Origin of the sequence: Salinicoccus halodurans (assembly GCF_900114445.1) — a bacterium.
Lineage (GTDB): Bacteria > Bacillota > Bacilli > Staphylococcales > Salinicoccaceae > Salinicoccus > Salinicoccus halodurans.
The window spans coordinates 279,982-303,011 of sequence record NZ_FOTB01000006.1 but is presented as its reverse complement, the minus strand read 5'-3'; the positions used below and the strand labels follow the sequence as shown (position 1 = coordinate 303,011).

19 protein-coding genes, 24 tRNA genes and 1 rRNA gene are annotated in these 23,030 nt (G+C 42.0%); 41 read left to right on the top strand and 3 right to left on the bottom strand.

Annotation, left to right across the window (positions count from 1 at the left end; translation table 11 throughout):
* Window positions 1–209: 209 nt before the first annotated feature.
* The 27 genes from rrf (at window position 210) to BM271_RS13890 (ending at window position 4,831) form a co-directional block, all read left to right on the top strand.
* Window positions 210–324, top strand: a 5S ribosomal RNA gene (rrf, locus tag BM271_RS14020).
* 35 nt (window positions 325–359) lie between these two features.
* Window positions 360–435: transfer RNA gene (locus BM271_RS14015), tRNA-Val, on the top strand.
* A gap of 6 nt (window positions 436–441) precedes the next feature.
* A tRNA-Thr gene (locus BM271_RS14010) sits at window positions 442–517 on the top strand.
* 14 nt (window positions 518–531) lie between these two features.
* Window positions 532–604 (top strand) — tRNA-Lys (locus BM271_RS14005).
* Window positions 605–612: 8 nt separating this feature from the next.
* A tRNA-Leu gene (locus BM271_RS14000) sits at window positions 613–697 on the top strand.
* Window positions 698–714: 17 nt separating this feature from the next.
* Window positions 715–789: transfer RNA gene (locus BM271_RS13995), tRNA-Gly, on the top strand.
* A gap of 6 nt (window positions 790–795) precedes the next feature.
* Window positions 796–884 (top strand) — tRNA-Leu (locus BM271_RS13990).
* Between the two features lie 24 nt (window positions 885–908).
* Window positions 909–982 (top strand) — tRNA-Arg (locus BM271_RS13985).
* 14 nt (window positions 983–996) lie between these two features.
* Window positions 997–1,070 (top strand) — tRNA-Pro (locus tag BM271_RS13980).
* A 17-nt stretch (window positions 1,071–1,087) separates the two neighbouring features.
* A tRNA-Leu gene (locus BM271_RS13975) sits at window positions 1,088–1,169 on the top strand.
* A gap of 24 nt (window positions 1,170–1,193) precedes the next feature.
* Window positions 1,194–1,269: transfer RNA gene (locus BM271_RS13970), tRNA-Ala, on the top strand.
* 25 nt (window positions 1,270–1,294) lie between these two features.
* Window positions 1,295–1,368, top strand: a tRNA-Met gene (locus tag BM271_RS13965).
* Between the two features lie 4 nt (window positions 1,369–1,372).
* Window positions 1,373–1,449, top strand: a tRNA-Ile gene (locus tag BM271_RS13960).
* A gap of 26 nt (window positions 1,450–1,475) precedes the next feature.
* Window positions 1,476–1,568, top strand: a tRNA-Ser gene (locus tag BM271_RS13955).
* Window positions 1,569–1,587: 19 nt separating this feature from the next.
* Window positions 1,588–1,661, top strand: a tRNA-Met gene (locus BM271_RS13950).
* Window positions 1,662–1,672: 11 nt separating this feature from the next.
* Window positions 1,673–1,748 (top strand) — tRNA-Asp (locus BM271_RS13945).
* Window positions 1,749–1,768: 20 nt separating this feature from the next.
* A tRNA-Phe gene (locus BM271_RS13940) sits at window positions 1,769–1,844 on the top strand.
* Between the two features lie 13 nt (window positions 1,845–1,857).
* A tRNA-Thr gene (locus tag BM271_RS13935) sits at window positions 1,858–1,933 on the top strand.
* A gap of 10 nt (window positions 1,934–1,943) precedes the next feature.
* Window positions 1,944–2,024, top strand: a tRNA-Tyr gene (locus BM271_RS13930).
* A gap of 5 nt (window positions 2,025–2,029) precedes the next feature.
* Window positions 2,030–2,103 (top strand) — tRNA-Trp (locus tag BM271_RS13925).
* Window positions 2,104–2,105: 2 nt separating this feature from the next.
* Window positions 2,106–2,181 (top strand) — tRNA-His (locus BM271_RS13920).
* 4 nt (window positions 2,182–2,185) lie between these two features.
* Window positions 2,186–2,257, top strand: a tRNA-Gln gene (locus tag BM271_RS13915).
* A gap of 5 nt (window positions 2,258–2,262) precedes the next feature.
* Window positions 2,263–2,336: transfer RNA gene (locus tag BM271_RS13910), tRNA-Cys, on the top strand.
* A gap of 13 nt (window positions 2,337–2,349) precedes the next feature.
* A tRNA-OTHER gene (locus BM271_RS13905) sits at window positions 2,350–2,424 on the top strand.
* Between the two features lie 25 nt (window positions 2,425–2,449).
* A tRNA-Leu gene (locus BM271_RS13900) sits at window positions 2,450–2,534 on the top strand.
* 355 nt (window positions 2,535–2,889) lie between these two features.
* Window positions 2,890–4,176, top strand: a complete 1,287-nt coding sequence (locus BM271_RS13895; protein ID WP_046790645.1) for an alcohol acetyltransferase — start codon at window positions 2,890–2,892, stop codon at window positions 4,174–4,176.
* Window positions 4,145–4,831 carry a DUF6320 domain-containing protein gene (locus BM271_RS13890; protein WP_338054650.1) on the top strand — a complete coding sequence of 229 codons (687 nt, stop codon included), beginning with the start codon at window positions 4,145–4,147 and terminating at the stop codon, window positions 4,829–4,831. The genes BM271_RS13895 and BM271_RS13890 overlap by 32 nt, the downstream gene beginning before the upstream one ends.
* A gap of 362 nt (window positions 4,832–5,193) precedes the next feature.
* Here the strand turns inward: BM271_RS13890 and BM271_RS13885 are convergent, their stop codons facing one another.
* Window positions 5,194–6,087, bottom strand: coding sequence for a sulfurtransferase (locus BM271_RS13885; RefSeq protein ID WP_046790643.1), 894 nt, complete (start codon window positions 6,085–6,087; stop codon window positions 5,194–5,196).
* A gap of 220 nt (window positions 6,088–6,307) precedes the next feature.
* Between BM271_RS13885 and BM271_RS13880 the strand changes: the two genes are divergently transcribed.
* The 3 genes from BM271_RS13880 (at window position 6,308) to BM271_RS13870 (ending at window position 9,408) form a co-directional block, all read left to right on the top strand.
* Window positions 6,308–7,429: a S8 family peptidase gene (locus tag BM271_RS13880; protein ID WP_046790642.1), complete on the top strand. Its 1,122-nt coding sequence runs from the start codon at window positions 6,308–6,310 to the stop codon at window positions 7,427–7,429.
* Window positions 7,430–7,808: 379 nt separating this feature from the next.
* The gene (locus tag BM271_RS13875) at window positions 7,809–8,345 is read left to right on the top strand and encodes a YceI family protein (RefSeq protein ID WP_046790641.1); all 537 of its coding nucleotides are present in this window, start codon (window positions 7,809–7,811) and stop codon (window positions 8,343–8,345) included.
* A 100-nt stretch (window positions 8,346–8,445) separates the two neighbouring features.
* Window positions 8,446–9,408, top strand: a complete 963-nt coding sequence (locus tag BM271_RS13870; RefSeq protein WP_234960618.1) for an alpha/beta hydrolase fold domain-containing protein — start codon at window positions 8,446–8,448, stop codon at window positions 9,406–9,408.
* A 37-nt stretch (window positions 9,409–9,445) separates the two neighbouring features.
* Here the strand turns inward: BM271_RS13870 and BM271_RS14550 are convergent, their stop codons facing one another.
* Window positions 9,446–9,619 (bottom strand): hypothetical protein, encoded by a 174-nt coding sequence (locus BM271_RS14550; protein WP_234960616.1) that lies wholly within the window; start codon window positions 9,617–9,619, stop codon window positions 9,446–9,448.
* 712 nt (window positions 9,620–10,331) lie between these two features.
* Between BM271_RS14550 and BM271_RS13865 the strand changes: the two genes are divergently transcribed.
* The 3 genes from BM271_RS13865 (at window position 10,332) to BM271_RS13855 (ending at window position 12,436) form a co-directional block, all read left to right on the top strand.
* Complete coding sequence (locus BM271_RS13865) at window positions 10,332–10,982, top strand: HD domain-containing protein (RefSeq protein ID WP_046790639.1); 651 nt, start codon at window positions 10,332–10,334, stop codon at window positions 10,980–10,982.
* A gap of 125 nt (window positions 10,983–11,107) precedes the next feature.
* Entirely contained in the window at window positions 11,108–11,461 is a 354-nt protein-coding gene (locus BM271_RS13860) for a DUF6176 family protein (RefSeq protein ID WP_046790638.1), read from the top strand.
* Window positions 11,462–11,575: 114 nt separating this feature from the next.
* Window positions 11,576–12,436, top strand: a complete 861-nt coding sequence (locus tag BM271_RS13855) for an ROK family protein (protein WP_046790637.1) — start codon at window positions 11,576–11,578, stop codon at window positions 12,434–12,436.
* Window positions 12,437–12,487: 51 nt separating this feature from the next.
* Here BM271_RS13855 and abc-f read toward each other — a convergent pair whose 3' ends face one another.
* Window positions 12,488–13,996 carry a ribosomal protection-like ABC-F family protein gene (gene abc-f, locus BM271_RS13850; protein WP_046790636.1) on the bottom strand — a complete coding sequence of 503 codons (1,509 nt, stop codon included), beginning with the start codon at window positions 13,994–13,996 and terminating at the stop codon, window positions 12,488–12,490.
* Window positions 13,997–14,307: 311 nt separating this feature from the next.
* On the opposite strand from abc-f, the gene queG reads away from it, so the two are divergent.
* From queG to BM271_RS13810, 8 genes are all read left to right on the top strand, one after another.
* Window positions 14,308–15,438, top strand: coding sequence for a tRNA epoxyqueuosine(34) reductase QueG (queG, locus tag BM271_RS13845; RefSeq protein WP_046790635.1), 1,131 nt, complete (start codon window positions 14,308–14,310; stop codon window positions 15,436–15,438).
* 13 nt (window positions 15,439–15,451) lie between these two features.
* Complete coding sequence (gene trmL, locus BM271_RS13840) at window positions 15,452–15,922, top strand: tRNA (uridine(34)/cytosine(34)/5-carboxymethylaminomethyluridine(34)-2'-O)-methyltransferase TrmL (protein WP_046790634.1); 471 nt, start codon at window positions 15,452–15,454, stop codon at window positions 15,920–15,922.
* Window positions 15,923–15,935: 13 nt separating this feature from the next.
* Window positions 15,936–16,673 (top strand): oxygen-insensitive NADPH nitroreductase, encoded by a 738-nt coding sequence (gene nfsA / locus BM271_RS13835; RefSeq protein ID WP_046790633.1) that lies wholly within the window; start codon window positions 15,936–15,938, stop codon window positions 16,671–16,673.
* Between the two features lie 312 nt (window positions 16,674–16,985).
* Window positions 16,986–17,579, top strand: a complete 594-nt coding sequence (locus BM271_RS13830; RefSeq protein WP_046790632.1) for a sugar phosphate isomerase family — start codon at window positions 16,986–16,988, stop codon at window positions 17,577–17,579.
* 14 nt (window positions 17,580–17,593) lie between these two features.
* The gene (locus BM271_RS13825) at window positions 17,594–17,788 is read left to right on the top strand and encodes an SAS053 family DNA gyrase inhibitor (protein WP_046790631.1); all 195 of its coding nucleotides are present in this window, start codon (window positions 17,594–17,596) and stop codon (window positions 17,786–17,788) included.
* Between the two features lie 68 nt (window positions 17,789–17,856).
* The gene (gene fumC / locus BM271_RS13820; RefSeq protein WP_046790630.1) at window positions 17,857–19,245 is read left to right on the top strand and encodes a class II fumarate hydratase; all 1,389 of its coding nucleotides are present in this window, start codon (window positions 17,857–17,859) and stop codon (window positions 19,243–19,245) included.
* 10 nt (window positions 19,246–19,255) lie between these two features.
* Window positions 19,256–20,782: an exopolyphosphatase gene (gene ppx, locus BM271_RS13815; RefSeq protein WP_046790629.1), complete on the top strand. Its 1,527-nt coding sequence runs from the start codon at window positions 19,256–19,258 to the stop codon at window positions 20,780–20,782.
* A gap of 36 nt (window positions 20,783–20,818) precedes the next feature.
* Window positions 20,819–22,939, top strand: coding sequence for an RNA degradosome polyphosphate kinase (locus BM271_RS13810; protein ID WP_046790628.1), 2,121 nt, complete (start codon window positions 20,819–20,821; stop codon window positions 22,937–22,939).
* Window positions 22,940–23,030: the final 91 nt, after the last annotated feature.

Genomic DNA, 23,030 nt, shown 5'->3' with positions numbered 1-23,030 from the left:
CGAATACTAATCGATCGATGACTTATTCAGAATTGATGAAGAAACCGTGTTTCGGTTTCTGCGCGAATTATTGCTTCTATCCGGTTTTGAATGTATATATAGTTTCTCCTGCATTTCCAATGCGTGGAGAACGGAATAGACATTCGTTCGACAGCAGTCGAACCGCCTTGATCCTGATGATTCAGGGCTTGAGGTAAAGCAATTCACTGTCCGGCGGCGATGGCGGAGAGGCCACACCTGTGCCCATGCCGAACACAGCAGTTAAGCTCTCCAGCGCCGATGGTAGTTGGACTGACGTCCCGCAAGAGTAGGACGCTGCCGGGCAGTGAAGTTATTATTAATAAAATATCATAATTAATGGAGAATTAGCTCAGCTGGGAGAGCATCTGCCTTACAAGCAGAGGGTCGGCGGTTCGAACCCGTCATTCTCCACCATTAATAGCCGGCCTAGCTCAATTGGTAGAGCAACTGACTTGTAATCAGTAGGTTGGGGGTTCAAGTCCTCTGGCCGGCACCATTCTTTACTATTATGAGCCATTAGCTCAGTCGGTAGAGCATCTGACTTTTAATCAGAGGGTCAGAGGTTCGAATCCTCTATGGCTCATAAACCAAGCGGGTGTGGCGGAACTGGCAGACGCACTAGACTTAGGATCTAGCGCCTTCGGGCGTGGGGGTTCGACTCCCTTCACCCGCACCATTTTAGGTATATAATAAGCGGAAGTAGTTCAGTGGTAGAACATCACCTTGCCAAGGTGGGGGTCGCGGGTTCGAATCCCGTCTTCCGCTCCATTATTAGCCGGGGTGGCGGAACTGGCAGACGCACAGGACTTAAAATCCTGCGGTAAGTAATTACCGTACCGGTTCGATTCCGGTCCTCGGCACCAGATTTTAAACCTTATTATCATTATGCGCCCGTAGCTCAATTGGATAGAGCGTTTGACTACGGATCAAGAGGCTAGGGGTTCGACTCCTCTCGGGCGCGCTTTAAATTAATTACGGGAAGTAGCTCAGCTTGGTAGAGCACTTGGTTTGGGACCAAGGGGTCGCAGGTTCGAATCCTGTCTTCCCGACTCTTTTAGAAAATTAAGCGGGTGTGGCGGAACTGGCAGACGCACTAGACTTAGGATCTAGCGCCTTCGGGCGTGGGGGTTCGACTCCCTTCACCCGCATCGCTTCACCTTTAATATATTTATGGGGGCTTAGCTCAGCTGGGAGAGCGCCTGCTTTGCACGCAGGAGGTCAGCGGTTCGATCCCGCTAGTCTCCACCATTCATTAGAATACTTTGTTTATCATGGCGGCGTAGCTCAGCTGGCTAGAGCGTACGGTTCATACCCGTGAGGTCGTGGGTTCGACTCCCTCCGCCGCCATATTGGACCTTTAGCTCAGTTGGTCAGAGCAAACGGCTCATAACCGTTGGGTCGCAGGTTCGAGTCCTGCAAGGTCCACCATGTTTTTGGTACAATGTATATTATACGGAGGAATACCCAAGTCTGGCTGAAGGGACCGGTCTTGAAAACCGACAGGGGCTTAACGGCTCGCGGGGGTTCGAATCCCTCTTCCTCCGCCATTTTTATTAATATTATTATCGCGGGATAGAGCAGTCTGGTAGCTCGTCGGGCTCATAACCCGGAGGTCGGTGGTTCAAATCCGCCTCCCGCAATTTTTTACATAGGTCCCGTGGTGTAGCGGTTAACATGCCTGCCTGTCACGCAGGAGATCGCGGGTTCGATTCCCGTCGGGACCGCCATTTAAAAATTGATATGCAGTGGTTCAGTAGCTCAGTCGGTAGAGCATGTGATTGAAGCTCACAGTGTCGGCGGTTCGATTCCGTCCTGAACCACCATTTTTTAAATTAAGCCGGCCTAGCTCAATTGGTAGAGCAACTGACTTGTAATCAGTAGGTTGGGGGTTCAAGTCCTCTGGCCGGCACCATTTAGCTCATGGAGGGGTAGCGAAGTGGCTAAACGCGGCGGACTGTAAATCCGCTCCTTCGGGTTCGGCAGTTCGAATCTGCCCCCCTCCATATATAGGGGTATAGTTTAATGGTAAAATAGAGGTCTCCAAAACCTTTGATGTGGGTTCAATTCCTACTACCCCTGCCATGGCGGTTGTGGCGAAGTGGTTAACGCACCGGATTGTGGTTCCGGCATTCGTGGGTTCGATCCCCATCAGCCGCCCCATTATTGGGCTATAGCCAAGCGGTAAGGCAACGGGTTTTGGTCTCGTCATGCGAAGGTTCGAATCCTTCTAGCCCAGTAGAAGGCGCCATAGCCAAGGGGTAAGGCCGAGGACTGCAAATCCTCTATCACCGGTTCAAATCCGGTTGGCGCCTCCAAATTTAATATTGAGCGGAAGTAGTTTAGTGTTTAGAACATGCTTCTTCCTGAAGCAAGACATAGGTTCAAATCCTATCTTCCGCTCCATTTTTGTTATGTATGATAATGTCATGCCACCGTGGCGGAATTGGCAGACGCGTTGGACTCAAAATCCAATTCCCTTTACGGGAGTGCCGGTTCGATCCCGGCCGGTGGTATTTAAATTTAACTATAAAATTGATTTTTAATATAAAGTATTTTAATATTTTCTAAAGACGATCAGAGTAGTTTAATTCTGATCGTCTTTTATTTTGATGTTCAAAAACCCTAGTGAAACTCTATGAAATTAATCGATTTTGAAAAGGAGAGGAAACAATACGAATAACAAGAAACAAACTAAAGATATAGTACAGACAGTTAAAGAAATTCTGGAAAGACGATAGATAGTGATTGTATGCCGCGTTTATGTTTATCATAAGCGCTTTTTTACTATTTATTTAGAGATTATAAGCAATATGGACTTTAATATGTGATAATGGATTTCAAGACTTACATTAGTAAAAGAGGGATAGGATGGACAGTTGGTATAGAATTGATAATACGGGAAAAATATTTCATGCTGTATCGAATACTGATAATTCCTATGTTTTTCGAGTATCTGTGGTAATGAAAGAGGAAGTTGATCCGGAAGTGCTGCAGGATGCTTTGGACGTAATTGCACCACGTTTTCCCACTTTGACTGTGCGTGTCCGCAAGGGATTGTTTTGGGATTACATGGAGAAGAATGATGAAATGCTTTTTGTGCAGAAAGAGACTGACTATCCCTGCTCACCGATAAAACCAACTGAAAGCAGAGGATACCTTCTGAGAGTGCTTTACTTCAACCGTAAAATATCACTGGAAGTCTTTCACTCTCTTACTGATGGCACGGGTGCAATGGAATTTCTGAAAACTCTGGTGTATCAATATCTGCAATATAAAAAAAGAGATGTCAGGGATGATGGATTGATTCTTCTCCCGGAAAATGAGCCGGATTATATGGAAACTGAAGACAGTTTCAGTAATTATGCTAATAATAAAGATAGGAATGTTTTTCGGAAAGAGGATAGACCCTCCTATCAAATATCAGGAACCCTTTTAAATACCGAAGGTATGAATATAATCCATGGTATAATGAATGCAGGCCTCATCAATAATTATGCAAAAAGTCTGGGTACAACATTGACAGGATTCTTTACAGCACTTATGATTCAAGTTATAGGAAAAAAAGCGCTGTTAAAATCCAACAAACCTAAAAAAATAACAATCGCAATACCGGTGAATCTGAGAAAGCAGTTTCCTTCAAAAACTTTGCGGAACTTTTTCTCGGTCGCGAATATCGGAGCGACAATAGACGAAACATCAACTTTTAAAGATATTTTAGAACAAGTGAATGAGGAATTATTTAAACGCACTAAGAAAGAGGCACTTCAAAAAAGCATTAATCAGCATGTTTATCTTCAGAACAGCTTTATGACGCGGACGATTCCAGTGTTTTTAAAATATCCGGCAATGCGTTACGGATTTAACTATATTGGTGAAAGAACAAAAGCAATGACAATAACGAATATGGGGAATGTGAAACTGTCCGAATCCATGGGCAGACATATAGACCGGATGGAGCTGGCTTTTTATACAACATTGAAAAGTCCGGTGGGCTGTGGTATTGCAACAGTCAACAACAAAATGACAGTGACTTTTTCACTCTCAATCGCGGAAACGGATCTAGTCAGAAACTTCTTCAGTGAACTGATGAAGCATGTTGATGTAGACATAGAAGTCTACTCAAATGAGTGGGGGAAACATGATGAAACAATGTGAAGAATGCCGCATCTGGACCAGCCAGCAGGGATGTCCTTTGTGTCAGGAAAATATGATAGACTTAAGCGATTCATCTGAGGAAAAAAAGTATCCATCTTATTTAGGAAAGAAATTTGCCAGAAGAAGAGCACCCAAAATAGCGGTGTTTGCTGGTTTATTAATCATTTTGACATGTTTATTAATAAATATAACAGTCATGCCACAATTTTTATGGATATTCTATGTGGCAGGAGCTGTCATATATATGCTGGTTTCTTTTAGCCATACAGTTCTCTCAAGATCACATCTTGGCAGTAAGATTGTCATTCAGGTTGTGAGTCTGACATCACTGCTTTTAATTATAGATTCGCAGTCAGGAGTGGAGTTTCTGTCATGGTCTGTCAATTATGTCGTTCCAATTCTGATTATTTCAGGTATGATCATGATTACATCCATTGTATTCTTCAGACGTATTAAATGGAGCAGCTACTTCAGCTTCATGCTGATGATGCTGATTCTCGGTTTTCTTCCGGCTGCTTTATTTGCAGCGGGAATCACAACGGTCATATGGCCAAGTGCTGCAGCGGCAGTATATGCCGTGGCGGCGATTATGGTTATGATTATATTTGCGCAACAGGCACTTCTTTCGCAATTGGGCAGAAGATTTCATATTTAATAGGAACGCTCCATCCATACGATTGGATGGAGCGTTTTTACTCGTTATAAATCATGAAAACTGTATAACCTGACATGCTGGTGAACTTCATATCAATTGTTTCTATATATCTGTTTTCCTCCAAAAACTCTTTCACTTTCTTATCTATTCCTTAGTCATCATGATTCGCGTGTTCCATATACTGAATCGGTCCAGATGGCTGAAAGAATGAAAGGTAACGGGCAGGATGTTGTCTTTACGGCATATGAAAATGAAGAACATAATTTATGAGAGAGGAAAATCTTTATTGAAAATCATAAGGTTTCTTACAGATGAAAGTTAGCTTGACGTAAAAAGTGCAGCCCCTTTGGAGCTGCACTTTTTTACTCTTCTGTTTCCAGCGGCAGAGCAGAGTCGCTTGTCCACTCTGTCAATGAGCCATCGTAGACAGAAACGTTGTTCTGACCAAGCTTATTGAGGAGCAGGCCGTTCCAGGTCGCAGCAATGCCGCTGCCGCAATAGGTGATTACTCTTTTGTCGGGATCAAGAGCACCTGCATTTTCAAAAGTCTCACGAATTTTTTCATCATCCAACAACCCTTTTGTTTCTGGGTTGGAGTGATCTCCGAAAAATACATTTACGCTTCCGGGGATATGTCCGGCACGTTCGTAAGTTTTTGTTTTTCCTTTATAAGTATCCGAATCAAGGCTGTTGATAATGACTACCTTGTCATCACCAATCGCTTTTTTTACATCTTCTTTTGTGGAAAAGAGAGCTGGATTTCTCTCGCCGGTGAATATTGTTTCAGGATAGGTGCCCGCTTCATCAGTGACTGGTTTATTTTCTGCCTGCCATTTTGGAAATCCGCCATCTAAAACTGCTACGTTTTCAAAACCTTCATAACGGATCTGCCATGCAAGCCGGGATGCCCAGTCGGCTGAAGCAATGGTATTTCCAACTTCCGCTCCACGGTCATAAACTACAACATAGGTTTCAGGATCCCCGATACCGAGTTGTGAAATCTTCTCTGTAAAAAAGTCACGTTGAGGCACTGTAAGAGAATGTTCAGCTTCAGGATCAGACAGTTCATTCAGTATATCTGCAAACACAGCTCCAGGAATGTGTGCTTCATCATATGTTTCCTTGCCGGACCAGACATCGTAGTATCCTGTCTTTGAATGCTGGAGGAAGGTTGTTGCATCTACAATCCTTATTTTCGGATCTTCCAATCTTTCATAAAGCCAATCTGTCGAGACAATCAATGGAATTCTATTCAAATGAACCCCTCCTTAATGAATTTTTAAATATACTTAAATACTAGGATTTAAATCCATGCTAGCATACATGGGGAAAAGAATGACAATATTCGGCTCTATCCACAGAATCTTATTCCCCTCATTCATAAAAATGGACAAACTTTTTGCATAACTGGATATTGATAACATATTTATCATGTTTATTATGGAGATAGACTGAAAGAAGGGGGAAATTTAATTTATGAAAAAGTTTTTTATGCTGCTTACAGTCTTTGCTGCATTTTTTGTTTTTTCCGTTACAGCATTTGCGCAGGAAGCAAAAGAAACATACTTAGTGAAATTTGAAGAGAGGTCTGATTTTACAACATATTCATCTTTTGGCATTGCTTCTGAAGAAATTGGGCATGAATTTGAAACAGTGGATATGGTCGAAGCGGAACTTACTGAAGACAAGGTTTCTGAATTGGAAAATCATCCGAATGTAAGCTACGTGGAAAAAGATATTCCGGTTTATGCATATCAGCAGGATGTGCCATATGGCATCGACAAGGTGCAGGCACCGCTTGCGCATCAGAATGGAGATAAGGGAGCCGGTGTAAAGCTGGCAGTCATCGATACGGGAATTGATGCAGACCATGAGGATCTGGATGTCCACGGCGGATATTCAGTATTCACATCAGGGGTGGATGCAGACCCTTATTATGATGGGAGCGGTCATGGCACACATGTAGCAGGTACTGCAGCTGCGCTTGATAACAATGTTGGAGTTGTAGGCGTAGCACCGGAAGCGGATCTGTATGCGGTCAAAGTATTAAACAGCAGTGGATCAGGTTCTTCTTCAGGTGTAGTACAAGGGGTAGAGTGGGCGGTTCAAAACGGCATGGATGTTATTAATATGTCGCTCGGATCTTCAGCCCATTCACAGGCAATACAGGATGTTGTGGATGCAGCATACTATGAGCATGACATCTTAGTGGTGGCAGCAGCAGGAAATGAGGGTAATGCTTCAGGTACGGGAGATACTGTAGGCTATCCTGCACAATATGATTCTGCTTTTGCAGTAGCAGCAACAGATGAGAATAATCAAAGAGCTTCTTTCTCTTCCACAGGTCCTGCAGTGGATATTTCGGCACCGGGGGTCAATATCCTCTCAACGGTGCCTGGAAATGGCTACAGCAGCCTGAATGGTACATCAATGGCTTCACCGCACGTAGCCGGAGCAGGGGCAGTAATCAGATCATCATTCCCAGGCACAGGTGCAGCGGAAGTCAGATCATTGATGCAGGGAGCATCAAAATACATCGGCAGTGACACGAACTGGTATGGCAGCGGACTGTTGCAGATAAATTCAGCGGTAAACTGATACCTTTAAACTGGAAACCCTGCCTATTTTCCTGAATGGCAGGGTTTTGTTTCGATTAAATGAAATGGGCTATATATATTATATGTTAAGTACTTCTGAAATCAGGTGGAATCGTATGAGCATCCCATTTTTTATTTTAGCTGTAGTTTTTCTTACCATTTTCATTTCATCAGATAATAATTCCGTCTATCTTATATTAGCAATTGTTTTTAGTGTACTTGCTATTACTACTTATTCGAAAAACAGGAAGAAGAATGAAAAAAAAACTCTTTCATAATTTATTTTTAGTTTATAAGTTGTAAAAAGTAAGTTGGTGTTGTATCATGGGATTATCTCGAATTAGAGATAATTCAAAAGATTACCCAGGAGGCAATTAAACATGACAGTTTATGTATCAGATCCAGTTCACTCAGAAGTTGATTTCCAAGTTAAACACATGATGGTTTCTAAAGTAAAAGGCAGTTTTGAAGAATTCAATTTTGAGATTGAAACTGATAACCTTGACACATTCGAAGGTGCTAAAGTAAGAGCGGAGATTGAAACTGCAAGCATCAACACAGGTAATGCCGATCGTGACGCACATTTGAAATCAGAAGATTTCTTTGATGCTGAAAATAATCCTAAAATAACTTTCACTTCAAACAATGTTGAAAAGTCAGGTGACACTGTCAAAGTAACAGGTGATGTTACAATTGCAGGCGTTACTAAAGAGAAAACTTTTGACCTTGTCTATAATGGCAAAGGCATCAGCCCGATGGGCGGTCAGGAAGTTCATGGTTTAGAGACAGAATTCACTATCAACCGCGAAGAGTTCGGTCTGACTTGGAATGCTTCACTTGAAACCGGTGGCGTACTTGTAAGCAGAGATGTTAAAGCACAGCTTGAACTTCAGTTCTCTGAAAAGCAAGAAGATTAATATGTATTACAGGTCATATCCCTACAGTGGATATGGCTTTTTGTTTAATTTTCCATATAAAAGGCTATTTAATAGTAAGAGGTGAAGTCACATGCGCAGTATGTCCAAAATCATTGCACTGGGATTATTGGCAGCCGGAACGGCTTCTTTACTATTTTCCTTACATACGGTCCATATCCAAAATAGAAGTGTTGGCAGCCGATTATCAGAAATGGTTGTCCGTCTTGCGCATATGTGGCCGGATAAGATTGACGATAATTATATAAGAAAAATGATGAAAATTAATAGTAAGGAGTATGTGATTCCAACGGACATCATTGTCGATTCCAGACTGGAAAGCAGTTTCAGCGGAGAGATGAAGTTTTTTAGAATGTCATCAGAAAAAATTACACAAAAAAAGTGCGTACTTTATCTCCATGGTGGTGGATATATCAATCAGCCATCTTTATTCCACTGGTGGTTTCTGGATAAGCTGGTGGAGGAGACAAGAATAGAGTTTTTTATACCCATTTATCCTAAAACACCCGAATTCACATATGACAAGTCTTATTCAATGCTCATGGAATTTTACAAGGGGTTGATTCAAAAAGGATATTCAGAAATTATACTGATGGGCGATTCAGCAGGTGGAGGACTGGCGCTCGGTATTTCACAAATGCTGCGGGAAGAGAATATAAGACAGCCGAAAGAGATAATTCTGATTTCACCATGGCTGGATATATCTTTAAATAATAAAGATATCAGGGAATATGAAAAGGCAGATCCCATGCTGCATGTGGATAACCTAAAGAAGATAGGCAGGATGTGGGCAGGGAATTCAAATCTCGAATCATTTCAATTATCTCCTCTGTACGGGAATCTGAATGGATTGGGCAGAATTTCCATATTCATCGGCACAAGGGAAGTATGTTATCCGGATGCCGCAAAGTTTTCTGAAATGCTCACTCAGCAGGAGATAGAACATCATTATTATGAATATAATATGATGAACCATAATTTCCCTTTGTATCCGATAAGAGAAGGGACAACATCGAGGGCACAAATTGCAGCGCTCATAAGATAAAGGATTGGCATTTGCCAATCCTTTAAAAGTATCTGTATTATCTTGAAGTATATACCGCCTCTGCGTGAATTGTTGTTCCTGTAATAGACGATGATGCGTCAGAGGAAAACCACAGGCTGGCACCTTCATAAAATTCAACAGCTGCTTTGCCCATGCCTATAGCTGAACCTGTTTTAATTGCCACTTTATCTCTCAATACTGGATAAGTCACAGTACCACTCCTTTAATATTGTTGTCACTTCAACCGTAATCTCAAACAAGGCTTCCATCAACCATGTTATAATGTCCATTAATAGACAGATCCATGATTTTGTTAAGTAAAGATTTATATAGGAGACAGCATATACACGATTCAGAGATCGGTTCAGAATATCAAGCAATCATCTTTGGAATTATTATATGAAAAAACCTATGACAAAATCACAGCCACTGAAATTGCTGGGAAAGCGAACTATACTGAGGGACTTTCTATGGGAGATTTTAGATAAAGGAATACCTTATCGATGCGATTTTCATAGATGTTCTTGAAGATATAAATGATGAAATGAAAGATTCCTGCCATAATTTGAAACGGTTGATATCGAGCGAAATGAACCCGGATGATATCATTCTATTCCATTACATATAAAGACATAAGACACTTTTCGAATTATTTCTGAGCGATCATTTGAATTTCAGGTTCAGATATTCCAAATTCACAGAGAAAATTTTATACAAGAATATGCATATGACATAAATATAATAAAAAAATGGATATACGATGGTTTTATATATTCAGGGCGAACAGCGTTGCCGGGGTGATTGTAAGGCGGATCGGGGAAAGGTTTCCTGCCTCACCGGGGTGTATGTCCGGAGAGATTGTAAAATGATGACTGCCTCAATGGAAGGATTTACTGTTAAAAAAAGAAAATGGAGTAATGATGATGAACAAGAGTGACATTATAGAACAAGCACATGAAATAATAAGCGATTTCCATAATCAGGATGTGACAGGACATGACTATTGGCATGTTATCCGTGTTTATAATAATGCATTACATATTCAGTCTGAAGAGGGAGGCAATTTGTTTATCATTCAGATGGCTGCGTTGTTCCATGATTTTATCGATTATAAATTAACTGATGACGAAAGCGGACAGCTTGAAAAAGTTAAAGCTTTCCTGCGGGAAAATGAAGTGGGGGAAGATACCATTGACCGCATTATATATGCGATGCAGGCAGTCTCTTTTAAAGGGGGGAATAATCCGTTCCAGGCACGGACTTTAGAAGATGAAATAGTGCAGGATGCTGACAGACTGGATGCACTTGGTGCTGTGGGCATCGCAAGAACATTCATATTCGGGGGCAATAAAGGGCATGAACTGTACCATCCCGAAATCCATCCGCGTGAAAATATGACATTTGAATCCTATAAAGATGATGATAATACAATGATTAATCATTTTTATGAAAAGTTGCTCAAACTTAAAGATTTGATGAATACAGATGCCGCAAAAAGGATGGCTGACTCGCGGCATGTATTCATGGAAAACTACCTGGAACAATTTTACGCAGAATGGAATGGAAAAAGGTAAGAAAACTTTAAAAAAGAGCTTTTAATTTTCGGATATATGGTGTAGATTATTATAGTGTTTCAAATTGAAGACAAATGAGTTAACATATAGTTGCTGTGAATACAATTAAGAGGGGGAAGTCTTAAATGAAAGTGGAATTGACTAAGTTCAGAATAAAAGAAAATAAAAGCGCGCGTGTAGACGAATGGATCGAGTACATGCAGGATCATATGGATGATGTCCTAGTCACCCTGGAAGGGGAAAAAATGTTCGTTGAGACTATCTTCCGTGAGCAAAAAGGAGATCATGAATATCTGTACTGGTACAGTGTGCAGGATGAAACCGGCAAAGAGCTGGACGAAGATGATCCGCCTATAGATGAAACGCACCTTAAATTTTGGGAAGAGTGCATCGACAAGACATTCAGACCTGAAGATATGAAGGCTGCTGTATGCATGATTCCTAAACGGATTCAAAGAGCGATGAATGAGTACGCCTGAAGGGTTATTCTTCATACAGGCATCAAATACAAGGCTGGAACTGTTTTCGGCAGTTTCAGCCTTGTATAATATTCATAGGAATTCCATCATAAAATAATGCAGGGAGTGGCTCATATGCTGATTGGTGCAATAGAGGCTGGCGGAACTAAATTCGTCTGTTCCGTAATGGATGAATTTAATGAAACGAAAGACAGATGCGTGATCCAGACACAAAAACCGGAAGATACACTGGCCGAAGTCGTCGATTTCTTCAAAGATCACCCTATTGAATCTTTGGGTGTCGGAGCGTTCGGACCCATAGATCTGAATGTCAAAAGTGATACTTATGGAACGATTAAAAATACTCCGAAAAAAGAGTGGAAAGACTTTCCCCTGCTCGATGAACTGAAACGGATAATCGGTGTCCCGGTTGCTGTGGATACAGATGTGAACGCGGCCTGTCTCGGCGAATTCAGGTTTGGTGCTGCAGAGGATGTGGATTCGGCAATGTACATTACGATCGGCACGGGTGTAGGTGCCGGATTTGTAAAAGATGACGAGGTGTTCAAAGGAGTGACACATCCTGAAATGGGTCATATCAAAGTTAAAAAGATGGATGGTGATACATTCCGCGGCAGCTGTCCATATCATGAGGATTGTATCGAAGGTCTGGTTTCCGGACCGGCAATCGAAAAGAGGACAGGCATCAAAGGGGCGGATATCAGCGTGGATGACCCGGTATGGGAGACTGTAGCTCATTACATTGCAGAGGCATTGGTCAATTATACATTAGTGCTGTGTCCTGAGCGGATCATTATAGGCGGAGGAGTCATGAAACAAGCTCACCTGTATCCGCTGATCCGTACAGAATTCAAGAAAATTTTAAATGATTATATTGAAATTGACGACGTGGAAACATATATCACGGCGCCTCTTCTGAATGACGATCAGGGCGTCATCGGTGCAGCAGCGCTGTCCAAAGACATCAGAGGATAAAGATAAAAAAAGACCAGTCGGAATGCCAGTACCCCGATTGGTCTTTTTATTCTAGCTATCTGTCAAATCTTTTTTCTGGCGTAACAGTTTCTGGAATTCCTGATCCAGTTCTGCTGTTGTCCCCTCTGACATTTTACTGAGCACCTCGGTAATTCTCGTTTCGATGATCATCAGATTATCCTCTCTTTCATTTTTGCCTCTAATTTCTATATTTTCGTTGAGCAGTTGATTTTTAATGGAGTAGGTCGTATCCGCGACATTGTCTCTGAACATCCTGTCATGGCTGATCAGCAGTATGGTGCCGGGGTACTCTCTGATCATCTTCTCCAGTGCTTCGATCGTATGGATATCGAGGAAGTTGGTCGGTTCATCAAGAAGGAGTACAGCAGCTTCCGACATCATCATTTTAACGAGCTGTACCTTGACGCGTTCCCCTCCACTTGTAATAGATACAGGTTTATAGACATCATCACCGGAGATTGCGAGTCTGGCCAGTACCGTTCTGACTGTCGTCTCATCATACATGCTTGTATTCATTATATTTTCAAGGATGGTTTTATCATTCTCCAGCGATTCCAGCTGCTGATGGAAATAACCAATGGATAAAGTTTCGTCATCATATTTATTTTCCAGATGATTGAACAATGTGGTTTTTCCAGAACCGTTGGGACCTGTAACTGCGATATGTTCCCCCGCCCGTATATAAAGTTTTGCCCCCTTTATAAGCAGTTTATCATTTACAAAAACATCTTCAGCTTCCAATTTGAAAATGATCCGGTTACCCATCTCTTCAATATGGCCTGTATTGAAATGGATGCTCTTTTCTTCAAACGGCTTTTCTTTGACTTCAAGCTGTTCAAGTCTTGTCTTCATACTGGAGGCAACTTGTTCCATCTTTTTCTTCTTCTTATTGAAGTATGGCTTTGCACCTGTCTGTCTGAAATCCGAGTCCTGTTTATTTTTAGGTCTGTTGATGTTTGAAGATCTGTTCACTTTATGGGTGATCGCCTTCTCCAGATGCTTTCTCTTTGCTGTATACTGCTTATATTCATCCTGCTGTCTTTTTATCTCATGTTCTTTAATTTCGCGGTATTTATCATAGTTTCCGGGGTACACTTTTATCCCGCGATTTTCAATCGACCATATTTCATCCGCTATCTGATTTATGAAATGTCTGTCATGTGAGGCGATGATCTTAATACCCGGAGACCGTTTAAGTTTGTTGATCAGCCACTGCACATTTTTTTCATCCAGGTGTGTAGTGGGTTCATCGAGCAGCATGATGCGGGCATTTTTATGCAGCGATTGCTGTAAATATGACTTGGTGTTCTCGCCACCGCTTCTTCCAGTGTCTTTCTCTTTGATTTGCGGGACGAGTTCAATCCTATTACATCCTGCAATTTTATCCCTGTTTCTAAATATATAATTGAAGAGGGTGGTTTTTCCGCTGCCGTTTCTTCCGATTAACGCGATTGTTTTTACAGACTGTATGGACAGGCGGCCGATACTCAGTAGTCTTTCACCCTGTACATCGATTTTTGCATTGTTTATTTCGAACATAAAAAATCTCCTCGATTCTGTTTGTCAGAAAAGGGAGCCGGGCTGTATAATATAATGAAGGATGACGGGCATAGGCCTCCCGTGCAAAATGAACATTAATCATATAGTAGTCAGACTCATCCAATTATCCCTTTTCCAACATGATTTTTGCGCACAACAAATAAAAAGCGTACACATGCGTCATGTCCAGTTTCATGGAAAAAAGATAATTACTTCATCGGCCTACAGTTCACCCACTTCTTTTAATAGTTAATCTTAATGATAAATGAATATAAGGAAAATTTCAATCCATTCAAAAGGCAGGTGATTATATGGAACGCAGTGAATTTAAACAGAAAGTAATAGATTATGCCCATTCGATCGGTATTGATGAAATCGGGTTTACTCACTCAGAGCCATTTTTGGAATTCAGGGAAAAGCTGATCGACTATCATAAAAAAGGATATGCATCCGGTTTTGAAAAAGGTTCTGTCGAAGAACGTACGGAACCGAAAAGGAGCCTGGAATCAGCAAACAGCATCATTTCAATTGCTGTAGGATATCCGAATAAACTCCCAGATGCTCCGAAAAGCAGAAAAGGCGCACGGAGAGGTTTGTTTGCCCGGGCCTCATGGGGAGTGGACTACCATACACTTCTGAATGATCGGCTTGATAAGCTGGAGCAATTCATTAAATCCCTGGATCCTGATATTGAAACGAAAAGTATGGTGGATACGGGTGTATTGAGTGACAGGGAAGTAGCAAGGAGAAGCGGGCTCGGTTACATTGGCAAGAATGGTTTTATGATCAATCCGAATCTGGGGACATATTCATATCTGGGTGAAATGATTACAAGCTATCCGTTTCCGCCGGATGAAGAACTGATCGATTCATGTGGAGACTGCAACCTCTGTGTCGACAGGTGCCCTACCGGGGCATTGGTGGGGAACGGCCAGCTGGATTCGCAGAAATGCATTTCATTCCTGACACAGACCAAAGGATTTCTGCCGGACGAATACCGCAGTAAGATCGGCAACAGGCTCTATGGCTGTGATACATGCCAGCAGGTATGCCCGAGGAATAAAGGGATAAACACCGACCACCATGAAGATATCGTGCTTGAACCTGAAATATTAAAACCGGAACTTACCAGTTTGCTCGAGATTTCAAACAGGGATTTCAAAGAAACATATGGACATCTGGCAGGTGTATGGAGAGGCAAGAAACCGATTCAGAGGAATGCGATCATCGCACTTGCCCATTTCAAAGAAGTGGATTCAGCAGAAGTATTGAAGCGGGTTGCTGAAAATGATGCCAGACCTGTAATCAAGGGAACAGCATACTGGGCGATCGGCAGGATTCTGGAAAATGATGCCCTTGAATATATCAATGAAAGATATAAAATCGAAACAGATGAACAAGTGAAGGAAGAGATGCTGAAAGGCATCCAGGAAGCAGTTTAGGAGAGAAGAATAAATGGCAAATCACATTGTACTCTATCAGCCTGAAATACCGGCGAACACCGGCAATATCGGCAGGACATGTGCCGGAACTGGCACAACCCTGCATCTCATCCGCCCGTTGGGATTCTCAACCGACGATAAGATGCTGAAGCGGGCAGGGCTTGATTATTGGCACCATATGGATATCAGATATTACGATTCTGCTGAAGAATTTTTTGAGAAGACGGAGGGCGTATATTATCTCCTTACAAAATTCGGGGAAAGATTCCATACAGAAATGGATTTCAGCGATACTGACCGGAATCATTACTTTGTGTTCGGCAGGGAAACCACCGGTCTGCCTGACTGGATCATGGAACGCTATGCAGATAATGCACTTAGAATTCCAATGAATGATAAAATAAGATCGTTGAACCTTTCCAACACTGCAGCCATATTGATTTATGAAGCATTGAGGCAGCAGGGGAACCAAGGATTACATTAGGAGGAATAGATCGATGAACGAAACCATTGATATTCTTAAAAATCACCGATCAATCAGAAAGTTCAAGGATGAGAAATTGGACCAGGAAACAATCAGGGAACTGGTGGAATCCGCCCAAAGTGCAAGTACGTCGAGCTACGTTCAGGCCTATACGATCATCGGTGTCACGGATGATGAAAAAAAAAGGGCGTTAAAAGAAATAAGCACACAGAGTTATGTCGAAAATAACGGGCATCTTTTCGTCTTTTTGGCAGATTACAACCGGCATTATGAATTATCAAAAGATAAGGGAACGCCTATTTCCTATGATAAGACAGAACAGCTGATTGTTGGTACCGTCGATGCGACTCTCGCGGCACAAAATCTCGCTGTAGCAGCAGAAAGCATGGGGCTTGGAATGTGCTATATCGGATCACTCAGAAACGACATGGGCAAAGTGGTGGAAATCCTCGGACTGCCCAAAGGTGTGATCCCACTCTTCGGCATGGTTGTGGGGAAACCCGACCATGAAGGAAGCCGGAAGGAAAGATTGCCGTTCGATGTTGTCTACCATGAGAATACGTATAAGTCTGTGGACAAGGTGAAGGACGACATAGAGGAATATGATGAGAGGATCAGTGAATATTACAAAGAGCGCAGCGGCGGCAGGAGAAATGATACGTGGAGCGATCAGGTCATCGGCATGCTGTCGAAGAAACAGAGGCTCGATGTGGATGCAGTGATCAAAGGTCAGGGCTTTTTAGGTCAATAAAAAGAAGTCATGCAGGTACTTTCCTGCATGACTTCTTTTCGTAAGTAATTAATTTATCTTCTCTTCACCATTATCTTTATAACCCCATTCTGACTCACGGCACGCTGTCATAATAGAAGTCATAAAGGAGACACAAACCATCAGTATAAGAAATGCTTTCATAGATATAGGCCCTCCTGTGTTAAATACATATATTCATTATAAACCAAAGCAGGGAAAGAAAAAAGCGGTATTCGGATAATTTTTATTGTTAGAAACAGTATTGATAAGGGTACAATAGGATTGACAGTGAGAAAATTAGGAGGAATCATCATGGCTATGAATTTCAAAATCTATAAGGACAATGAATTGCTCAGCATATATGCTGCTGATATTTTGAGGAAACAGGTCCATAATAATCCCACCAGTGTCATGGCTGTAGAGCTTGATGAAAGTCTGGAATGGACGTATGAAAAATTTGTGGGGGAAGTCAAGCAGCATCCTGCAGATTTTTCCCAGGTATATCTAGTGGGAGTGGGCAGTGAGCTTTCTGCTGATGTATTCAAAAAGCTGGATATACCGGAAAATCAGCTGAGGACCGAGGGGACGCCGGAAGCACTGAAAGATGTTCTGGGCAGTAAGAAGCGTGTGAATCTTGCACTGCTTACAATCGGAACGGATGGAAAAATCGGCTACGGTGACTCCGGCAGCAATGATGCTTTATTCGATTCAAAAGAAATGATCCTTGTCGCAACAGGCAGAGATAAGGCCAAAGCTGTGAGAGAGTTGTACAATGCCAAGGAAAATGATGAAGAAGCATTCGGTAGAGTCAAACAGCACAGAATGGTGACTGTAGTGCTGGATAATGAAGCGGCTTCTGAGCTGGACCCGGATATCGTAGAATATTATACTTCGGAATTCGCTTAAAGCAGGTGGCAATGATGGAAAAGAAAAAAGATTTTGATTACAGAAAAGATGTTGAGCCGGATCCAAATGAAATGACAGAAGATATGGAAGACGTTAAAGCACTGGGTAAAGAAATGGAACAAATCTCCCAAAATGAAGACTATCCGATCGATTCTTCAGATGATGAATCCCATGGATTGAACCCGGAAGAAAATGAAAAACGTCAATAACAGATGAATCCTCCTGGAAATTAGTATAAAATATTCTATGAATACTAATTTTTCAGGAGGTTTTTTAATTGTCATACAGAATAGAAAAAGATACTATCGGTGAAATCAAGGTGCCAAGTGAAAAATACTGGGCTGCACAGACAGAGCGGAGCAGACAGAACTTTCCGGTCGGCAAAGAGAAGATGCCTATGGAAGTCATCGTCGCCTTCGCCCATCTGAAAAAGGCTGCGGCAGTATCCAACAATGCACTGGGAAAACTTTCAGATAATAAAAAAGATGCGATTATCCATGCATGTGACAAAGTCATTGCACGGGAACTGGATGAGCATTTCCCGCTAGTCGTCTGGCAGACAGGCAGCGGCACACAGAGCAACATGAATGTGAACGAAGTGGTCAGTTATGTTGCGAATGAATACCTCGCTGAAAAGGGCGTTGATGAAAAAGTGCACCCTAATGACGATGTGAATAAATCCCAGAGTTCCAATGACACTTATCCTACAGCGATGCATGTTGCGCTCTATCAATCTGTAGAAGAACAATTAGTGCCTGCACTTCGTGTGCTGAAAGATACATTCCAGAAAAAAGAAGATGAATTTCAGAACATCATCAAGATTGGCAGGACGCACCTGCAGGATGCGACGCCACTTACACTCGGTCAGGAAATCAGTGGCTGGAGATACATGCTGGAAAAATGCGAGACGCTTATTGGAGAATCTAAACAGCAGCTTAAAAACCTGGCTATTGGAGGTACAGCAGTAGGTACGGGAATAAATGCCCATCCGGAATTTGGCGATAGAGTGGCCAAAGAGATTTCCAATCAGACAGGCTATGATTTTGTATCTTCTCCAAACAAGTTCCACGCATTGACTGCACATGATGAAGTAGTTTATCTTCATGGTGGCCTGAAGGCACTTGCAGCAGACTTGATGAAGATTGCAAATGATGTAAGGTGGCTTGCATCCGGACCGAGGGCGGGAATTGCCGAAATCGAGATTCCTGCAAATGAGCCGGGTTCTTCAATCATGCCGGGTAAAGTCAACCCGACTCAGTCTGAAATGCTGACGATGGTTGCCACACAGGTGTTCGGCAATGACGCAGCAGTCGGATTTGCAGCATCACAGGGCAACTTCGAGCTGAATGTATTCAAACCAGTTATATTGTATAACACACTCCAATCCATCTATCTGCTCGCAGATGGTATGCAGACATTCAATGACAAGTGTGCTGTCGGTATCGAGCCGATTGAAGAGAATATTGAACGCTTCCTGAAGAACTCCCTTATGCTTGTTACAGCACTCAATCCGCACATCGGTTATGAGAATGCAGCTAAAATCGCAAAAAACGCGCATGAAAAAGGACTTACGCTTAAAGAATCCGCAATTGAATCCGGTCATCTGACTGAAGAACAATTCGATGAATGGATTAAACCGGAAGACATGATTCAATCTAAAAATTAAGGGGTATTTTATGAAACGCATTGGTTTAGTGGATATTGGTTCAAATACAATCCGTCTTGTACTGTTTGAATATGACCGGAGCACAGGGCTGAAAGAGCTGCAGAACATTAAAACACCGGCCCGGCTTGCACGATATTTAAATGAAGATTATGAAATGGAGGACGAGGGAATAGATGCCCTCATCTCTATTTTAAACAGTTTCAGACAGATTGCAGAGAAATATGAAGTTAATGATATCTATCCGGTTGCAACAGCAGCCATCAGACAATCCGTCAATGTTGATGAGATTCTGGAACGGGTGGAATCAGAAGTCGGGATGAAACTCAAAGTCATCACCGGAAAAGAAGAGGCGTACTATGGATATCATGCAGTGGTGCACACAATCAGTAATACTGATGCAGTCACAATCGATATTGGGGGAGGAAGTACTGAGCTCACTTACTTTGAGGATAAAAAGCTCATACACTCTGCCAGTCTGCCTTTTGGTGTAGTGACGTTGAAATCGATGTTCTTTGAAGGCAGGGATCATAATGACAAAAAAGCAATTGCAGAAACCGAAAAGTACGTTAAAGAACAGCTGAAAAGCGTCAAATGGCTTGCAAAGAGAAAGGTTCCAATTCTGGCAATCGGCGGCAGTGCACGTAATATTGCCAGAATCCACCAGTCCTCTACGAATTATCCGATTGCAGGTGTACATGGCTATTCCATGACAAAAGGGGATCTTAAGAATGTCTACAGTCTGTTGAAAAATACGGACAGTAGCGATCTCGATGATATTGATGGTCTGAGCAAAGACCGCAGTGACATCATCCTGCCGAGTACAATAGTATTCAGGACGATTTATGATGTTGTCAAAGCGGATGAGTTCAAATTCAGCAGAAAAGGGATCCGTGAAGGAATGGCGATATCGATCATCTCCAAAGATTATCCGGATGCATTCGATAAACATGAAGTGTTCAAGGAATCGCTGATTGAATTGGCAAATGATTTTAAAATAAAGCCGTCCGCATCAGAACGCAGGACTGAACTGGCAGAGAGGCTCTTTCATGAGCTGGAAAAGCATCAATATATTGATTTTGAAAAGCATGAGAAAAATTTGATGAAGAATGCGGCGTATCTTTTCTATGTTGGTGATTTCATCGATCGTGATGCGACCAGTCAGCATACCTATTATCTGATCTCCAACAGCAACATCAATGGTATCGTGCACAAAGACAGGGTCAGGCTGGCATTGATGGCCAGTTTTAAAAATAAAACCCTCCTCCAGTTCTATGCCGATGAGACCGATTGGTTCGATGACGATGAAATCGAGGATATACTGGCTCTCGGCAGCATACTGAAATTTGCAAATGCCCTGAATGTTTCAGATACAGGAGTGGTGAAGGAGCTTTATCTCGAGGAAGAGGATGATGAGATGGTATTGACGGTTGAATATAAAGGGGATCCTATTGCTGAAGAGTATCAGGCAAATCGTCAAAAAAAGCATATAGAAAAGATTATGGATGAAGATCTGGTGGTCAAATTTACAGAAAATTAATATTCAGAATGTATAATATCGAAGGGGAGGATTGAGATGGCATACAGATTGAATGATCAAAAGTATTATAACAATAGAGAGCTGAGCTGGCTCCAGTTTAATTACAGAGTGATCCAGGAAGCGATAGATCCGAATAATCCTCTTCTGGAACGACTCAAGTTTCTGGCGATCACCAGCTCAAATCTCGATGAATTTTTTATGGTGCGTGTCGCCGGTCTGAAAGACCAGGTGAAAATGAATTACCACGAACCGGATACAAAAACACAGTTGACCCCGGGACAGCAATTAAAAGGGATCGGTGAACTGAACAGGCAAAACAGCAGAGTTCAATATGAATATTATCATAAGCTGACGAGTGAGCTTGGTAAATATAATATCTATTTTAAACATCCCCATGAACTGCCAAAATCCATACAGGAAGAACTAGAGGGTATATTTGATACGGAAATTTATCCCTCACTTACACCGCTCGGCATCGATGCATACCGTCCTTTTCCAAAATTGAAAAATAAAAAGATCAATATATTCGTGAATCTCTCAGATGATCTTGGGGACCAGACAGCAATCGTTCAGCTGCCGACAGTCATCAAAAGATTTTATGAGATGCAGGACGGAATAAATACGTATTATGTGCTTACAGAAGATATTATCGAAACATATATCGAAAAATTATTCAAAGGCTACCGCATTGACAGGACGTTTCCATTCCGTATTACAAGAAACGCCGATCTGACGATTCATGAAGAGGGGGCGGCAGACCTCCTTATTGAAATAGAGCGTTTCCTTAAAGAGCGGACTAAAGGTGCGGCGGTAAGACTCGAAATCGATATCAGCAATGATTATACAATCAACGGCTCATTTCTGAGGAATGAACTTGATCTGCATGAAGATGATATATATAAATTTGATGGACCGCTCGATCTGACGTTCCTGTTCGAATTGTCTTCAAAACTCAAAGAGAGGCTGCCGAATCTTGTCTATCAGTCCTTCGTACCTCAGGAACCGAAATTCCTCGGTTCAGATAATATTTACGATAAGGCACTGAGGGAAGATATATTCTTTCATCATCCTTTTGAAAGCTTCGAGCCTATCGTGGATTTCATGAAGGAGGCAGCAGAGGATCCGGATGTGCTTGCAATCAAACAGACATTGTATAGGGTATCGAGTGATTCACCCATCATCGAGGCATTAAAACGTGCAGCTGAGAATAATAAGCAGGTAACAGTTCTTGTAGAGCTGAAAGCAAGGTTTGACGAAGAGAATAATGTCCAATGGGCCAAAGAACTCGAGGATGCGGGATGTCATGTCATCTACGGCATGCACTATCTCAAGACTCATAGTAAAATCACCCTTGTTGTTAAAAGGGTAAAGGGAAAGATCGTCAGATACGTCCATTTGGGTACAGGGAACTATAATGATTCGACAGCAAAACAATATACTGATATGGGAATTATTACAACAGATTCTGAAATTGGTACTGATGCGATCAACTTCTTCAATTATCTCAGTGGTTATTCACTCAAGCCTGAATATAATTCACTGCATGTCGCACCATTCGAAATCCGCGACCTGTTCGGTGAATCGATCGATGAAGAAATTGAGCTTCATAAAGAACACGGTAATGGCTATATCTTTGCCAAGATGAATTCATTGACGGACAAAAAAGTGATCAACAAGCTGCTGCAGGCTTCCCAGGAGGGTGTAAAAGTAGATCTCGTCATCAGAGGGATCTGCTGCCTCAAACCCGGCATCGAAGGTGTCAGCGACAACATCCGTGTGATCAGTATTGTCGGACGTTTCCTTGAACATTCCAGGATTTATTACTTCAATCATAATGGTGAAGAAAAAATGTATCTTTCGTCTGCGGACATGATGACGAGAAACATGATCAAGCGTGTTGAAATACTCTTTCCAATCAATGATCCGCGCATTCTGGAAGAACTGAAATCCGTCAACAGGCTCTATCTCACAGATAATGTTAAGGCCAGGGTCCAAAAATCTGATGGAACTTATGAATATGTGAAAAATTCATATGAACCGATCAGTGCACAGGATGAACTCATGAGACGTTCTGAAAGCTACGGACGCGAGCAGCAGGTACAAAAAGAGAATCAGCTGCTTTTGAAAGTCAAAAACCGATTTAAAAAAAGAAAATGAAATATAAAAGCCAAAGTCCGACTTTGGCTTTTTTGTATTGGTTTGACTTTATTTTCTGAATTGTATAGACTGTTTACATATGTTTCCGAAA

Coding starts and splice junctions, on each gene's coding strand:
- BM271_RS13895 (WP_046790645.1), top strand. CDS start 2,890: ATGGACAGTTGGTATAGAATTGATAATACGGGAAAAATATTTCATGCT.
- BM271_RS13860 (WP_046790638.1), top strand. CDS start 11,108: ATGAAAGTGGAATTGACTAAGTTCAGAATAAAAGAAAATAAAAGCGCG.
- BM271_RS13825 (WP_046790631.1), top strand. CDS start 17,594: ATGGAAAAGAAAAAAGATTTTGATTACAGAAAAGATGTTGAGCCGGAT.
- BM271_RS13810 (WP_046790628.1), top strand. CDS start 20,819: ATGGCATACAGATTGAATGATCAAAAGTATTATAACAATAGAGAGCTG.
- ppx (WP_046790629.1), top strand. CDS start 19,256: ATGAAACGCATTGGTTTAGTGGATATTGGTTCAAATACAATCCGTCTT.
- trmL (WP_046790634.1), top strand. CDS start 15,452: ATGGCAAATCACATTGTACTCTATCAGCCTGAAATACCGGCGAACACC.
- BM271_RS13830 (WP_046790632.1), top strand. CDS start 16,986: ATGGCTATGAATTTCAAAATCTATAAGGACAATGAATTGCTCAGCATA.
- BM271_RS13880 (WP_046790642.1), top strand. CDS start 6,308: ATGAAAAAGTTTTTTATGCTGCTTACAGTCTTTGCTGCATTTTTTGTT.
- BM271_RS13875 (WP_046790641.1), top strand. CDS start 7,809: ATGACAGTTTATGTATCAGATCCAGTTCACTCAGAAGTTGATTTCCAA.
- abc-f (WP_046790636.1), bottom strand. CDS start 13,996: ATGTTCGAAATAAACAATGCAAAAATCGATGTACAGGGTGAAAGACTA.
- BM271_RS13855 (WP_046790637.1), top strand. CDS start 11,576: ATGCTGATTGGTGCAATAGAGGCTGGCGGAACTAAATTCGTCTGTTCC.
- BM271_RS13890 (WP_338054650.1), top strand. CDS start 4,145: ATGAGTGGGGGAAACATGATGAAACAATGTGAAGAATGCCGCATCTGG.
- BM271_RS13865 (WP_046790639.1), top strand. CDS start 10,332: ATGAACAAGAGTGACATTATAGAACAAGCACATGAAATAATAAGCGAT.
- queG (WP_046790635.1), top strand. CDS start 14,308: ATGGAACGCAGTGAATTTAAACAGAAAGTAATAGATTATGCCCATTCG.
- BM271_RS13870 (WP_234960618.1), top strand. CDS start 8,446: ATGTCCAAAATCATTGCACTGGGATTATTGGCAGCCGGAACGGCTTCT.
- nfsA (WP_046790633.1), top strand. CDS start 15,936: ATGAACGAAACCATTGATATTCTTAAAAATCACCGATCAATCAGAAAG.